General features: G+C 63.3%; 11 protein-coding genes and 2 pseudogenes. 5 read left to right on the top strand and 8 right to left on the bottom strand.

The window, feature by feature from the left end:
- Position 1 precedes the first annotated feature (1 nt).
- Entirely contained in the window at positions 2-1,291 is a 1,290-nt protein-coding gene (locus AB5975_00760) for an aminotransferase class V-fold PLP-dependent enzyme (protein ID XDR20540.1), read from the top strand.
- Between the two features lie 64 nt (positions 1,292-1,355).
- A complete protein-coding gene (locus AB5975_00765; protein ID XDR20541.1) occupies positions 1,356-2,477 on the top strand; it encodes a cupin-like domain-containing protein in 1,122 nt (373 codons plus the stop codon).
- 74 nt (positions 2,478-2,551) lie between these two features.
- Here the strand turns inward: AB5975_00765 and AB5975_00770 are convergent, their stop codons facing one another.
- From AB5975_00770 to AB5975_00780, 3 genes are all read right to left on the bottom strand, one after another.
- Positions 2,552-3,943: an aspartate aminotransferase family protein gene (locus tag AB5975_00770; GenBank protein XDR20542.1), complete on the bottom strand. Its 1,392-nt coding sequence runs from the start codon at positions 3,941-3,943 to the stop codon at positions 2,552-2,554.
- Positions 3,944-4,401: 458 nt separating this feature from the next.
- Positions 4,402-5,724 carry an ATP-binding protein gene (locus tag AB5975_00775; protein ID XDR20543.1) on the bottom strand — a complete coding sequence of 441 codons (1,323 nt, stop codon included), beginning with the start codon at positions 5,722-5,724 and terminating at the stop codon, positions 4,402-4,404.
- The gene (locus AB5975_00780; GenBank protein ID XDR20544.1) at positions 5,721-6,404 is read right to left on the bottom strand and encodes a response regulator; all 684 of its coding nucleotides are present in this window, start codon (positions 6,402-6,404) and stop codon (positions 5,721-5,723) included. The genes AB5975_00775 and AB5975_00780 overlap by 4 nt, the downstream gene beginning before the upstream one ends.
- 258 nt (positions 6,405-6,662) lie before the next feature.
- On the opposite strand from AB5975_00780, the pseudogene AB5975_00785 reads away from it, so the two are divergent.
- The 3 genes and pseudogenes from AB5975_00785 to AB5975_00795 all read left to right on the top strand — a co-directional run bounded on the left by AB5975_00785 (position 6,663) and on the right by AB5975_00795 (position 9,293).
- Positions 6,663-8,009, top strand: a pseudogene (locus AB5975_00785) (DUF6861 domain-containing protein).
- Positions 8,010-8,027: 18 nt separating this feature from the next.
- A pseudogene (locus tag AB5975_00790) lies at positions 8,028-8,644 on the top strand (GAD-like domain-containing protein).
- Positions 8,645-8,666: 22 nt separating this feature from the next.
- On the top strand, positions 8,667-9,293 hold the full coding sequence (locus AB5975_00795; GenBank protein ID XDR20545.1) for a GAD-like domain-containing protein: 627 nt from the start codon (positions 8,667-8,669) through the stop codon (positions 9,291-9,293).
- A 16-nt stretch (positions 9,294-9,309) separates the two neighbouring features.
- Here AB5975_00795 and AB5975_00800 read toward each other — a convergent pair whose 3' ends face one another.
- Genes AB5975_00800 through AB5975_00820 form a run of 5 tightly spaced genes read right to left on the bottom strand, consistent with a single transcriptional unit; the run spans position 9,310 to position 15,422 of the window.
- Complete coding sequence (locus AB5975_00800; protein XDR20546.1) at positions 9,310-9,876, bottom strand: nucleotidyltransferase family protein; 567 nt, start codon at positions 9,874-9,876, stop codon at positions 9,310-9,312.
- A complete protein-coding gene (locus tag AB5975_00805) occupies positions 9,873-10,844 on the bottom strand; it encodes an XdhC family protein (protein XDR20547.1) in 972 nt (323 codons plus the stop codon). The genes AB5975_00800 and AB5975_00805 overlap by 4 nt, the downstream gene beginning before the upstream one ends.
- A 3-nt stretch (positions 10,845-10,847) precedes the next feature.
- Positions 10,848-12,059 carry a cytochrome c gene (locus AB5975_00810; protein XDR20548.1) on the bottom strand — a complete coding sequence of 404 codons (1,212 nt, stop codon included), beginning with the start codon at positions 12,057-12,059 and terminating at the stop codon, positions 10,848-10,850.
- Positions 12,060-12,061: 2 nt separating this feature from the next.
- Complete coding sequence (locus AB5975_00815; protein XDR20549.1) at positions 12,062-12,598, bottom strand: (2Fe-2S)-binding protein; 537 nt, start codon at positions 12,596-12,598, stop codon at positions 12,062-12,064.
- Entirely contained in the window at positions 12,591-15,422 is a 2,832-nt protein-coding gene (locus AB5975_00820) for a xanthine dehydrogenase family protein molybdopterin-binding subunit (protein XDR20550.1), read from the bottom strand. Before AB5975_00820 ends, AB5975_00815 begins: the two co-directional genes overlap by 8 nt.
- Positions 15,423-15,429: the final 7 nt, after the last annotated feature.

Genomic DNA, 15,429 nt, shown 5'->3' on the forward strand with positions numbered 1-15,429 from the left:
TATGAACGACCGCCGCAATTTTCTCAAAAGGGCCGGCATCCTCGCCGCTGGCCTGCCCCTCGCCAGCCATCTGCTACCCGTTGCCGAGGCCGCCACGCCGATACCGAGCGCCGGCAACCAACGATGGGCCGATTTTCGCCGCCTGTTCGAACTCGACCCAAACTATGCGCACTTCGCCAACTTCCTGATCACCTCTCATCCAAGGCCGGTACGCGAAGCCATCGAGGCCCTGCGTGCACGTTTCGACCGTCACCCGGCGCTGATGGTCGACTGGGATGCCCAGTCGGAGTGGAAGCACGAGGCTGAGGTGCGCCAATGGGCGGCACGCTACCTGGAGGTGGCGCCACGCCAGATTGCCCTGACGGGCAGCACTACCGAGGGCCTGGGTTTGATTTATGGCGGCATCAAGCTGGCGCCCGGCCAGGAAATCCTGACCACGGTGCACGAGCATTCCGCCGCACGGCAGACCATGAACTACCGCAGCGCCCGCGATGGCAACCCGGTACGCAGGCTACGCCTGTTCGAGCAACCCTGGCAGGTGAGCACCGACCAGGTGCTGGGTACCGTGCGGGCCGCCATTTCCCCACAAACGCGCGTGCTGGGCATGACCTGGGTACATTCGGGCAGCGGGGTGAAACTGCCGGTTGGCGAAATCGGTGCGCTCGTACGCGAGGTCAATCAGAACAGGGACGAACGCGACCATATCCTGTATGTCATCGACGGGGTTCACGGTTTTGGCGTCGAGGACATGCGCTTCGCCGACCTGAACTGCGACTACTTCATATCCGGGACCCACAAGTGGATGTTCGGCCCCCGCGGGACAGGCATCATCTGCGCCGCATCCTCGGCACTGGGGCAGCTGCAACCGAGCATCGCCACCTTCTCGGAAAACGAAGACTTCGCCACCATCATGAGCCCGGGCGGCTACCACGCCTTCGAGCACCGCTGGGCCCTGGGCAAGGCGTTCGAACTGCACCTGCAAACCGGCAAGGCTGCCGTGCAGGCACGCATCCACGCCCTCAACGACTACCTGAAGCAACAGCTGGAAAGCCTGCCTGCCATCGAACTGGTGACGCCACGCAGCAGCACCCATTCGGCGGGCTTCACCTTCTTTCGCGGCAAAGGCCAGGATGCCGACGCGCTGGCCAGGTACCTGACTAGCCAACGCATCATCGTCGACGCCGTCTCGCGCGATGCCGGGCCAGTGGTGCGCACTGCGCCGGGTTTGCTGAATACCGAAGCGGAAATCGACCGCTTGGTCGACGTACTGCGCCAGCGCCCGCGCGCCTGACAACCCGGGCCCGGCCACACGCGCCCATGCCAACCCTGCACAACGACAACCGACGAGGCTTACCGTGGACCTTCAGCGCATACTCGAAAAACTGTTCGTCAATGCCCATGCCGTCGGCATCGAAGGCGTGTTCCAGTTCAACTTCGGCCAGGGACTCGCCTACTGGTCCGAGGTATGCACCAACCTCTGCACGGGGGGTGGCTGGCATGAGGCTCCGGACGTCACGATCGAAGTGGCTCAAGATGACTTCCTCGGCATCATGGCGGGCGCTGTCGACGTAGAGGAGCTGTTCGCCAGTGGACGCCTGAAAATAACCGGCAACATGGGCCTGGCGACCCTACTGCCGCAGGTTATCAGCAGCGCGCGGCAAGGCGCGACCACCAGCAAGGCAGCAATGAACCAGCGCTACCCCACGCCAGGACGCTACAGCGAGGAGGTCTCGGCAGCCCAACCCGTGCTGTATGAGGTACAACGCCTGTCACGGGCCGAAATGCCGCCGTCGCGGTTTCACCATGAACACCTTTCAACGGGCGTGCCAGTGGTGCTGAGCGATGCCCTTGGCGACTGGCCGCTGTTCACCATGGGCCGTGACGCTTCGCTGGCCCACTTTGCCGAGCTGCAGGGCATCACCCGGCATGGTGACTACGTGAAGAAGACCTTCTCTACCGACCGCGACTTCCGCGCCACCCCCATGGCCGACTTCATCGCTTCGCTCGACAAGCCGGCCAAGCCCGGCGAGCCGCCCGCCTACATGGGCAACAATATCGTGCCGGAAAAGCTGCAGGCTCTGATCCGCTACCCGGACTACTTCGATCGCCAGCGCTTCATTCCACCGCGCATCTGGATCGGTCCCAAAGGCACCCTTACACCCCTGCACCGGGATGACACCGACAACCTGTTCGCCCAGGTCTGGGGGCAGAAATCGTTCATTCTGGCAGCACCGCACCATCGCGCCGCATTGGGCACCTGGTCAACCAGCCCGAAGGGCGGCCTGGACGGCTGCGATTTCAACCCCGATGCCCCCGACTACGAGCGCTTCCCCGAAGCCCTCAAGGTGCCCTTCCTGCGTGTGGTATTGCAGGCCGGCGACTTGCTGTTCCTGCCCGAGGGCTGGTTCCACCAGGTAGAGTCAGTGTCCACGTCGCTGTCCGTGAACTTCTGGGTAGACTCCGGACGCGGCTGGTAACCGGCGTGACGGCAACCTGATCTTGATGGGCCATTGGCGCAGGCGATGGGCCGCAACGCGGCCCTGACAATGGTTCAGACTGCCGCGATCAACGCCTCTGCAAAGCGCTGCGCCACGTCATCGATCTGCTCAGCGCTGATGATCAATGGCGGCAGGAAGCGCACCACCGCGCCATGCCGCCCGCCCAGTTCCAGGATCAACCCGCGCTTGAGGCACTCGCGCTGCACCTTGGCCGCCAGCTCTCGGTTGGCCTGTGGATACCCCAAGGCATCCCGCTCGCCCTGCGGCTCCACCAGTTCGACCCCAAGCATCAAGCCACGCCCGCGCACATCACCCAATTGCGGATAGTCACGTTGTAATTGCTGCAAGTGCTGACGCAGGCGCAGCCCCATGGCCTCGGCATGCTCGGCCAGGCGATGCTCGACCAGGTAGTGGATCACCGCCGAACCCGCCGCCATGGCCATCTGGTTGCCACGGAAGGTACCGGCATGGGCGCCCGGCTTCCAGGTGTCCAGCCAGTCGCGATAGACGACTACCGCCAGCGGCAGGCTGCCACCGATGGCTTTGGACAAGGTGACCACATCGGGCACGATGCCGGCGTGCTCGAAGGCGAACATGCGCCCGGTACGGGCGAAGCCGCTCTGGATCTCATCGACGATCAACGCCACGCCCGCCTGCTCGGTAATGCGCCGCACGCCCTTGAGCCATTCGATGTCGGCCGGAATTACCCCGCCCTCACCCTGTACCACTTCGAGGATCACGGCGGCGGGCAGCGGCACGCCGCTTTCCGGATCGAGCAGCAGGTTTTCCAGGTAATGCAGGTTGGCCTTGACCCCGGCCTCACCACCCAGGCCGAACGGGCAGCGGTAGTCGTAGGGGTACGGCATGAACTGCACGCCGCTGCTCAGCAACGCACCCAGTGGCTGCTTGGGGCCAAGGCTACCCATCAGACTCAACGCGCCCTGGCTCATGCCATGGTAGGCGCCATGGAAGGCCAACACGGTGCTGCGCCCGGTTGCGCCACGCACCAGTTTGAGCGCCGCTTCAACGGCGTCGGTACCGGTTGGGCCGCAGAACTGCACCTTGGCCTCGCGACGCAGCGCCTCGGGCAGGATGCCGAACAGGTCCTGGACGAAACGGTCCTTGACCGGTGTGGTCAGGTCGAGTGTATGCAGCGGCAGTTCGTCAGCCAGCACGCGCTGGATTGCCTCGACTACGACCGGGTGATTATGACCCAGCGCCAAGGTGCCAGCGCCGGCCAGGCAGTCGATGAACTGGCGGCCTTCGACGTCTTCAACATGGATGCCCCGGGCGCGCTTGAGCGCCAGCGGGATGCGCCGCGGGTAGCTGCGGGCGTTGGACTCTTGCTGTTGCTGGCGTTGCAGCAAAGGCGAATCGGTGAATTCGTACAAGGGTTGCGGCAAGCTGGCCGGTGCAACCTGGGCAAGGCTGGAAGCGGTGGACATGGGTGAATCCTCGCAAGCAAGCGGATGGGCGGTTATCGCTTTGGAAACGCTTGAGTGGGGGGAGGATTTAGCGGTTGTTACTGGATTTTATTTTTGTCTGTGCCGGCCCTTTCGCGGGTAAACCCGCTCCTACAAGGACCGCACCGCCCGTAAGAGCGGGTTCACCCGCGAAGAGGCCAGCACAGACAAACCCGCCCCCACAGACCGCACCGCCCGTAGGAGCGGGTTCACCCGCGAAGAGGCCAGCACAGACAAACCCGCCCCCACAGACCGCACCGCCCGTAGGAGCGGGTTCACCCGCGAAGAGGCCAGCACAGACAAACCCGCCCCCACAGACCGCACCGCCCGTAGGAGCGGGTTCACCCGCGAAGAGGCCAGCACAGACAAACCCGCCCCACAGACCGCACCCCCCGTAGGAGCGGGTTCACCCGCGAAGAGGCCAGCACAGGCAATAAACATCAATGCACCGGACGCGCCGGTACCCGCAACAAGACCCGCAAGCCGTCACTACGGCTGTCAAAACGCAGGCTACCGGCACACCGCTGCACGATTGCCTGCACTATCGCCAGCCCCAATCCGCAACCACCACTCTGCCCATTACGCCAGAAGCGCTCGGTCAGGTGCTCCAGGTCCGCTTCGGCAATCCCTGGCCCATGGTCACGCACCATGAAGCCCACTTGGCCGTCTGCCATCTGCACGTCCAGCTCTACAGCTTCATCACCGCCATGACGCAAGGCGTTGTCCAGCAGGTTGCGCAGTGCTGCCACCGCCAACGGTGCCGGCATGCCCAGGTAGATTTGCGTAGCCTCCTCAGGCAGACGCAGCACGATACGCCGGTTGTCGCCGCCGCCCGCATCCTGCATCGCCTGCCGCGCCACCTGCTCGGCGCTGCACTGCACGCCATCCTCGAACGACAGGCTGCCTTCTACCCGCGCCAGCATCAGCAACTGCTCAAGCGTGCGGTGCATGCGGTCGGTGCCCTGCTCGGCATGTTCCAGCGCCTGCTCGCGCACTGCACCGTCGGTCATGCGCGCCACCTGCAGGTGGGTCTTGATCGCGGTCAACGGGCTGCGCAGTTCATGCGCGGCATCGTCGGTCAGGCGCCGCTCACGCTCGAGGGTCTGAGCAATGCGCAGGAACAGCTGGTTCTGGGTCTCCAGCAACGGCTGTAACTCGCTGGGCATGCCCGCCACCTGCAGCGGCTCGACACTGTCCGCACGCCTGCGGCGCAAGGCATCACGCATGCGGTTGAGCGGCTCCAGGCCCTTGCCAAGGCCGATCCACAACAGCCCCAGGCTGCCAAGCAGGGCCATCAATACCGGCGCCGATGCCGCCAGCAGAATCGACTGGTTCAGTGCCTCGCGCTCCATGTGCCGGTCGGCCGTGGTGATGCGCACATCGCCGTGGTTGTAGGTAAAGGTGCGCCAAAGCGCATCGTCGATGGTCTGGTCACGGAACCCGCTGCGCTCGTCGTCCATGGCGCCATCGTGCTTGTGGTTGCTGGCGAGGATCTCGCCACGCAGCGAGCTGACCTGGCAGGCCATGCCATCCGGTACGCTGAACTGGTCGGCAGAAAAATGCGCCTCCCCGCCCTTGGCGGTCAGCGGCTGCGGCAACTGGTCGATCAACCCGGCGACCATACGCGCCGACGCCACCAGGCGCTGGTCGAGGGAGAACATCATCTGCTGGCGCAGGTCACGCAGCATCCACGCCGCGGCCAGCGCCCAGATGATCACGAAGGCGCTGCCGAGGATCAGGCTCAGGCGTACCCGAAGGCTCATGATGCGGCCTCTTGCGGTGCCTGCGCCGGGCCCAGCCGGTAGCCCAGGCCACGCACGGTCTCGACAATGCCGTTACCCAGCTTGCGACGCAGGTGGTGGATGTGCACATTCAGGGCGTTGCTCTCGACCTCGTCGCTGAAACCGTATACGCAGTCCTTCAGTTGCTCGCTGGACAGCACGCGCCCGGGGTTCTGCAGCAGCGCCTGGAGCAGGGCCTGCTCACGGCGGGACAGGTCGACATGCTGGCCGGCCAGGGTCGCCTCGCAGCTACTCGGGTCATAGCGCAGCGGGCCGTGCTCGATCACGTTCACCGCCCGCCCGGCCACCCGCCGCAGCAAGGTATGCAGGCGTGCGGCCAGCTCGCGCAGATCGAAGGGCTTGAGCAGGTAATCGTCGGCACCGGCCTGCAGGCCATCGACACGATCGGTGACGGCATCGCGGGCGGTGAGCACCAGTACCGGCAGGGTCTCGCCTTTTTCGCGCAGGCGGCGCAGCAGCTTGAGGCCGTCTTCGTCGGGCAGGCCAAGGTCGAGGATCATCACGTCGAACTGCGCGGCCTGCAACATCGCCCGCGCAGCGGCGGCGTTGCCCACCCGGTCCACGGTCAGGCCCTGAGCGGTGAGGCCGGCGCAGATGCCGGCGGCGATCAGGTCGTCGTCCTCGCAGAGCAGAACGTGCATGGTGGGGCTCCCGGAGTGGTGTGGCTGGTATTGCACCTTCGGCGGATTAAGGGGGGATTATGGACCTTTTGGGGAGGGTTGGGGGGAGATCGAGCGCCGCGCGGGTCGCCACCCTGCCCCTCGCAGCCTCAACGCCAATTCCCGAGCTTCTCGAACACAACAGAAACGAAGTCGCCTTTTCCTACAACTGACCCAGAAACCTCTGATCCGAATCCATGATGGGATTTCCCCCTGCACACGTTGTCAGGGAGACACCTCATGTACCTGGATTACCTCGTGCCCTCGTGGCACGAGATCGAGTCACGTGTCATCGCCATGGTGGGCTATCAAAGCGGTGGCCAGTTCCGCACCAGCCTCAATGAAGAGGTCGCCTCGCTGGGCCTCAACCTGCGCCGGATCGAAGCTGTCCGCACAGCCTTCTACCACGCCGAATGGCAGGCGGCGCACCTGCTACGCCAGCGCTTCGCCGACCTCGACATCAACAGCATCGTCGACGAACTGCTGAGGGTTGTGCAGCAGATGGCGATGATCGTCATCGGCAGCACCGTTACCGGCGGCCTGCTTGGAGCGGGGGTTGGCGCATTCACTGGCGGCGCCGGAACCATTCCGTTCGCTGGCGCAGGCGCGGCCATGGGCCTCAAGGTCAGCGGCTGGATCCTCGGAGCGCTGGGGCTGGCCTCCATTGCCGAGTTCTTCGTCGAGGGCTTACCGCGTATCGGCGAGTACTACGTCGATGGCATCCGCTTCGCCTGGGAAGGCACCTGCGGCAATGAAGGCACCGGCCCGTTCTGCCGGGACGCCCCCTATGCGATATCTCGGGCCACGCATCAGATTGCCCAAGGCCATGTGGAAGTCGTGGTGCTGTTGTTGGGGGCGATCGTGTCGTACCTCACCCGCGGGCGCGGCGATGCCCGAGTGCTGGCCCAGGAGATGGCGGCCAGCCGCAAAGGCGCGCGGTTGGGGCAATGGATGCTCCAGCATGAAGAGGGGTTGAAGAAACGGCCGGATCTGCAGGTGCCGGAGCGGCGCAAAGGGGCGATGGATGATCCGCAGCCAGTTCAGCCGAATCGGCAGGCGGGAAAAGACAAGGAGCACCCCACAGGGAAGCCCGGTAGCATGCCGTTGCATACGGTGGCGTGTTTCAAGGCGGATAAATTGCCAGCGTCGAAGCATGGCGAGTTTGAGCGGCAGTAAAAGGAACAACAGGATGGGTTGAATCGGCTGACGGTTGAGGAGTTTTTGGAGAACGTTGCCAATCCTGTAAAGCGTGACCCTGCGGTCGCACGCGCTGCACGCAGGGATCTACAAGACCGGTTGGAAAAAAGAATCAACAAGGAGCTGCTCGCCGAAATGAGCCCAGCAGAAGCAACTAGACTGTCGACCATAAAGGCGAAAGAGACGATGGCCACCTTGGCCGCGCTACACAATCCCGACTTAAGCGCGGGTGGCAGAGACATGATCTCAGACTTTGGCGACAGGCACGTCAACTCCAGCATTGGTGCTCAATGGCGAAACAGACTAGCCAGCATAAAAGAGGCTGCGGAAAAATCGCCGAAATTCGGCACCCACTCGACTTACATGAATGTAAGACTTCATAAGTGCTAACGACAAGAGGCATCGCAAATGGATGAGGTATTCTCCATATTCCTTGACAATATAGGCGCGCCTTTTTCGCGTCGAGAGGTGCCCCCTCCAGCATTGATCGCTATAACGGAAAACTTCCAGCGTTGTTACTTGCATACTGGAAAGAGCATGGATGGTGTGGTTTTGGCGAAGGTATATTCTGGCTGGTTAATCCACAGGAGTATGAGGGCGTGGTCTCATCCTGGACCGAGGGCACCCTCCTTGAAAACCGGGACACTTACCACTTGATTGCCAGAAGCGCTTTCGGCGACCTGTATCTTTGGGGAGAGAACAGTGGCTTTTCAGTAAAAATCACAAGTCTTCTGTCCCGTTACACAGGTGAAAACTGCACACTCACTGAAACGGAAGCAACCAGAGAGGTCCAAAGCTTCTTTCTATCAAGAAAAAAAGAACACAACGACTTTGAAAGCCTTTTTGAGCCCGCGAAGAAAAAGCTGGGCATCTTGAAAGAAGATGAGATATATGCATTTGTTCCTGCATTGATGCTGGGAGGGCGCCCCGACCTCAAATACCTGGAAAAACTTAAAGCAATAGAGCATTTAATTTTGCTGTCTCAAATCACCGAACTCGAACCCTACAGCTTCTCTGACTTCTGAGCACACAAAAGGACCTAAACGAATGGATGTCATCTTCAGCATTTTCCTGGAAACCTTCGGCGAACCCATCGGCCAGCAACCCGTACCACCTGCCGCTGTCGATCATTACCAAGGCAAACTCCCCAATCGCCTCCTTGAATACTGGCAAGACCACGGCTGGTGCGGCTACGGCGGCGGCTTGTTCTGGCTTGTAAATCCTCAGGAATACCAGGGTGTAGTGGCCTCTTGGTTGGCAGGTACGCACTTCGAAGCATGCGACACTTATCACCTCATCGCCCGCAGCGCTTTTGGCGACCTGTACCTATGGGGTGAGAAAACCGGTTCGGTGCTGACCATCGCGGCCTACCATTCCCGTTACCTCGATGGCGCTCACAGCTCAGGCGACGAAGAACGGGACAACAAGATCCACGGTTTGCTCATGTGGCTGATGACCGAGTGCGTCTACTTCGACGACCTGTTCGAACCTGCCAGGGAACGGCTCGGCACCCTGGGCTCAGACGAAATGTATGGCTTTGTCCCCGCCTTGATGCTGGGAGGCCCAGACAGCCTTGAGCGTCTTGAAAAGCTGAAGGCAGTGGAGCATCTGGTGCTGCTTTCCCAACTGAGCGAACTCGAACCCTATGAACTCACTGGCGAAGAAGATGAATAGCCTTTGACGAACGCATTCAAGGGCGCACCGCATCCGGCCTATCGACATCCTGCAACACACCGGCATCCTGCACCTCTAGCCTGACGCAAACCGCTGGGTTGGCCTTGACCACCGAACGCGCCCCTTCATCACCCTTCAGCCGGGCAAGCGCCGGCCAGAAATCGCGCCCGAACAACACCGGATGGCCCTGTCGTCCAGCATGACAAGGCAGGACTATCGTTGACCCACTGGCCTCACGTGCAAGCAAATCCAGGGTCGCGGACGCCACCCAGGGCATATCACCCAACAGAATCGCTACTGCCTGCGCCTCGCTGTCAGCCAGCGAAGCGGCACCGGCCGCCAGGCTATGGCCCATGCCCAATGTGAAATCCGGACTGGAGACCACCCTGCACCGCGCAGGCAACCCCAAGTCCACGCCTCGCTCCCCTTCACGCAACACCACCCGCACATCATCGAACACTGCGCAGGCGCTCTCTACGCTGTGTACCAGCAAGCTTCGACCGTCAGCCAGCAGCGAACGGCGCTTGTCAGCGCCGAAACGCACACTGCTGCCTGCCGCCAATACCAACGCAACCACGCTCACAGCGCCGCCCGCTCGATGCCATTGCGCGCACGAAGGATATCGGCCAGTACCGCCAGGGCGATCTCGGCCGGGGTCTTGCTGCCCAGGTTCAGGCCAATCGGCGCATGGATGCGCGCCAGCTCGTCGCAACCCAGGCCACCAATTCGCTGCAAGCGTTCGCGACGCTTGTCGGAGGTGGCCTTGGAGCCCATCACGCCGATGTAGAACGCTTCGGTCCGCACGGCTTCAAGCATGGCCAAGTCATCGATTTTTGGATCATGGGTCAATGCCACCACTGCCGTATCGGCATGGCAACCGCCATTGGCGATGAATTCCGACGGCAGCTCGCGGCGCACCTCTATGCCATTCAGCACTACGCCGTCGAGTACTTCGTCACGCGGCTCGCAAAGGATGACCTCAAAACCCAGCCCCCTGCCGAATTCGGCGCAAAAATGCGCCACGCTGGAATAGCCGGCCAGCAGCAGCCGCTGGGCGGCGCCGACACGCAAGCGCACCCGGGCATTTTCCCGTTCGACCCGTGGCCCCTGACTATGGTCATCGAGCAGCTGGCGGGTACCCGTTGGCAGGCTCACCTCACGCAGTACCCGGCGCTGGCCCAGCAGCGCACGTTCCAACTCACGCAGATGCGCCTGCACCTCGCATTCAACCGGCAGGTTCTCCACCAGTACTTCAAGCACACCGCCACACGGCAGGCGAACGCGCGAACGCGGGTCGCTGCCGTCGCCATAACGCACGATGGCAACCGGCTCCGGGAATTCCCCGAGGGCCACGCGTTCGAGAAAGTCGTCTTCGACACAGCCACCGGACAGCGAGCCCAGCCACTGGCCGCTGGCGTTCACCGCCAGCAGCGAACCCGGCGCACGCGGCGCCGAGCCGTAGGTGGCGAGCACCGTGCACAACCATACCCGCTGGCCGTTGCAGGACCACTGCAAAGCCTGACGGACCACCTGGAGATCGAGATGCTGCACGCTTTACTCCGCCTTCAGCTCGGCGAGCTGCTGTACGTTCAGGTCGCCGGGCAATCCACCCCAGGCCTGGCGCAGGTAGTTGACCATATCCGTCACCTGTTGGTCATCAAGCTTGTCGGCAAAGCCCGGCATCGGCTGCATGCGCTCGAAGCCGGTGAACTGCTGTTCACGGATGCCCTCGAGGACCACCTTGACCAGATTGCGCGAGTCGGCCTGGCGCAGCACGGTGTTGCCGCGCATGGCCACGGCGATGTGCGGCTTGCCCTCGCCGTCGATCCCATGGCAGCCGGCGCAGACGTTCAGGTACTGCTGGTGGCCCCGCTTGGCACTGTCGCTCATCTGCTCCAGGGCAACGGCCTCGATAGCCTTGGCCGGCGGCGGCTGGTCACCCAGCAGGTAGGTGGCCATGGCCGCAAGGTCTGCATCTTCAAGGTGCTGGGTGCTGTGGTGCACCACCGGGAACATCTCGTTGAACATGCTGCCTTGGGCGCTGATGCCGTGCTTGAGGAAGGTGGTCAGGTCCGGCTGGGTCCAGCCGCGCTCGGCCAGGTCCTGGGCCAGCAGGCTTGGCGCCAGGTAGCCACCCAGCAGGCCGCCGCTCAGGCGTTGGTCCTGCTGCAGCGCACCGATCGGGTTGCGCGGGGTATGGCATTCGCCACAATGGCCCATGACCTCGACCATGTACTGGCCGCGCTGCCAGGCCGGGCTTTTACCCTCGGTCGGCTGCAGTTGCACGCTCTTGCCATACAGCATGTTCCAGCCGCTGAGCCCCATGCGCACATTGAACGGGAAGCGCAACGCGGTCTGCGGTGCCGGGCGGTTGATCGGCGGTATGGTCATCAGGTAGGCGAGGATCGCGTCCGAGTCTTCACGCTTGATCAGGTGGTACGAGGTGTAAGGCATCGCAGGATAAAGGTTGGCGCCGTCCTTGCGCTTGCCCTCGGTGACTGCGGCGAAGAACTCGTCGGCGCTGTAGTTACCGATGCCGTACTGTTTGTCCGGGGTGATATTGCTGCCATAAATGGTGCCGAACGGCGAATGGATCGGCAAGCCGCCCGCATACGGCGCGCCGCCTTCGGCGGTATGGCAGGCCATGCAGTCGGCCGCGCGGGCCAGGTATTCACCGCGCTTGACCTGCGCATCGTCGGCCGCCAAGGCAAACGAACTGACCGCCAACCCGAGGGCCAATGCCGAGGCGCTACGTACGAAGCCCATGTTCAACCCTCCTTGACCAGGCCGAGATCGTTGAGCACCTTGCGGGTGGCATCGTAATAACGCACGTAGCCTGTGCAGCGGCAGATGTGGTGACCAAGGCTGGCCTCGATGCGGTCTTCCACTTCGCTCTTCTTCAGCGGCTGGCGCTGGGCCGTTTCCACCAGCACGGTTGCGGCGTTGACGAAGCCTGGTGCGCAGTAGCTGCACTGGAAGGCGAACAGGTCGACGAACTTCTGCTGGATCGGGTTGAGCGTCAGGTTGCCGGCCTCGTCTTTTTTGGCATGGCCTTCGATGGTGCGAACCTTCTTGCCTTCGAAGTAATGCGCACCGGTGATGCAGGTGCGCACTTCTTCGCTGGTGCCGTCGGGGTTGTCGACGATCACCACGCAGGCGTGGCAGATGCCCTGGCCGCAACCCAGGCGCGAGCCGGTGAGGTTCTGGTGTTCGTGCAGGTAGTCGATCATCGCCAGGTCCGCGGGGACCTCGACCGGCCCGACCGGTTGACCGTTGAGCGTCAGTTGCAGTGGACGGTTAGCCATTGAGGGCCTCCTTGATACGGGCTGGGGTGATGGGGAGATCGCGCACGCGCTTGCCGATGGCATGCGCGACGGCATTGCCGATGGCACCGACGACCGGGATCATCACCACTTCGGCGATGCCCTTGGAGGGGTCGGTCGGTGACAGCGGCGGGAGGATTTCGCTGGTCTGCTGCCACACCGCCACATCGCGCGCATGCGGCAGGCGGTAGCGGTTGAAGTTCCAGTCGCCCTCCCCGGGCCCACCCTCGTACAACGGCATTTCTTCGGTCAGTGCATGGCCAATGCCCATGGCGATACCGCCTTCGAGCTGGCCCTTGACCAGTTCCGGCACCAGCACCCGGCCACACTCGACCCAACTGTGGTGGTTGAGCACCTGCGTCTCCAAGGTGCCTTTGTTGACCTTGACCTCGACGATGGTCGCCACCGGGCTGTAGTAGGTGACCATGGCGTTGTTCAGCTGGGTGTCGGGGTAGGCCGCATTCTGCCGGTCGAGCAGGTGATAGCCATGGCTGCCCATCTGCGCCTTCTTGGCATTCACCGCACCATCGCCGTACTTCACCGCCATGGCATCGAGCGGGAAGCGCTCGCGCACGCCATCGATGACAAAGTCGGCCTCGGCCCAGCTCCAGCGGTTGAAGCCGTGCACGCTCACGCCAGTAACCAGCCCCATGTCGTGGGCCTTCTGCGCCAGCTGGGCAAACGGAATCGGCGCCAGGCCGTTGCCGGTCAGCTCACCGTTGACCCACACCGCATTTTCACGGCGCACCACCAGCGGGTTGGCCTGGCCGCCGTGCGGGCCCTGGCTCCAGATCGCCATGGCCGCCGGCCACAACCCATGATTGAACAGCACACGCGCCGCTTCGCGGGTGGCATGGCTGAAGTAGAACGCCGAGTTGGTCGCCGACGATGGCGACGCCAGCTTGCCGACCCAGCGCGGGTTGCGCAGCGCGGCGTCCTGCTCCGGCTGGCTGATCAGGTACGGGTTTCCGCTGGTGCTCAATTGCAGCTCTGGCCATTCGGTGACTGCAGTCTTCACCTCGTCGGCCGAACGGCCGAGGAAATCGCTGACCACCAAAGCCTGGGAGGTGGACATGCCGGTGCCCAGCTCGGTGCCGATATGGCGCAGGCTGATGCGGCCATCGGCGCTGAACTCGACACTGGCCATCGGCGCCTCGGAACCTGTGCCGAAGTCCTTCTGGCAGATGGCGAAGCCGACGCCGTACCAGTGGTCCGGGTCCTTGGCGTCCATCTGTTGCTTGCGTGCATCGCGGTTGCGCCACCACTCGTGCACAGCGGCCTTGTCGAGGATCTCGTACAGGCGCAGGGCGCCGGCCGGGACCGCACCCTGGGTGTTCTTCATGCCCGACTTCAGCGCGTTGGCGCGGCGCAGGTCGATGGCATCGACGCCCAGGCGGCCGGCGATCTCATCCACCATCATCTCGGTGGCCGCCATGCTCTGCAGGGTGCCGTAACCGCGCATGGAGCCGGCCTCGACGCCACGGGAATAGTAGGCGGTCACCGACAGGTCGTTCTGTGGCATGTAGTAGATCGACTGCGCTGCCGTGGCGCCCACGGCTGCCACCGACGGGCTGTAGTTGATGCGCCCGCCGCCGTCGCAGCTCATGTCGGCGCGGAAGATCTTGAAGCTGTTGTCCTTCTTGTCCACCGCCAGCTGGTAGCGGATATCGAAGGCATGGCGCTTGATACCGCTCTGGAACTGCTCGTAGCGGTCGTTGGCCAGGCGGATCGGCACGCCGGCGCCGTAAAGCGCAGCCACCGCGGCATAGAAGACGAAGATGTTGTTGTCTTTTGAGCCATAGCCCACGGTATAGCCCGGATGCATGTTCAGCGTGTTCAGGGCAAAGCGCGACGGCTTGATCATGTGCACGCATTCCTGCGCCACTTCGAACGGGCACTGGGTGGCGACCACGAAGTGCAGCGTGCCCGTGGCCGGGTCATACCAGCCGTTACCGTTGTCCGGCTCCAGCGCGGCAGGTTCGATGGACGGCGTCTTGTAGCGCTCGTCGAACACCAGCCAGTCCTCGGGCGGGTTGTCCAGCTGCTCGGCCATGCGCTTGGCGTAGAACAACCCCTGCTCGGTCAGGTCGCCGTGCTGGTTGGGCTGCTTCGACCACACCGGCTTGCGGTTGAGAATGGTGGGGAACAGCATTGAGTTCTTCAGGCTGGAGAACTCATCGTCGTCGAACGGCGTGGCGCCGCCCACCCGCACGAAGCGGAAGCTGCCATAAGGGTCGCGCTGGTACAGCGGCGCCTGGGCACCGTAACGGATCGCCTGCTGATTGAACTGCAGCTTGCGCTTGGCCTGGCGGAAGCGCTCGAAGTCGTGCCAGATCAGGATCGCCACCGGGTGGCCGATGAACATCGGCACCTTGCCGGGCGGCAGCAGCGGGTCGGGCGAATGGGCCTCGGGCCAGGCAATGCCGTCCTGTTCGAGGTCGGCGGCTGTGACGATGCGGTCCGGCTGCAGGTCGGTGCCGAGCAGGCTGAGGTCATGCCCGGCATAGATACGATCAACCGTGGTGGCCTTGAGCAGCAGCGCATGGCCCTGCTGCGCGGGCCACCCGGGCATGTCCTTGGCGCGGATGTCGCGGGCGAACACTTTGTCGCCGCAGACCTTGGACAAGGCATCGTTACGGAAACGCGCCTTGCCGTCGTGGTTCATCCACTTCTGCGGCGAAGTGGTAACGCGCTCCTCCATCAACGCGGCGAAGGCCTGGCTGCCAAGTGGCGCCATGGTCACGCCGACACCAGCGATCAGGCCGCCTTGCAGGAAGGCGCGCCGGGAAATATCACGGTTGGACATGCTTGAT

Origin of the sequence: Pseudomonas putida (genome assembly GCA_041071465.1) — a bacterium.
Lineage (GTDB): Bacteria > Pseudomonadota > Gammaproteobacteria > Pseudomonadales > Pseudomonadaceae > Aquipseudomonas > Aquipseudomonas putida_P.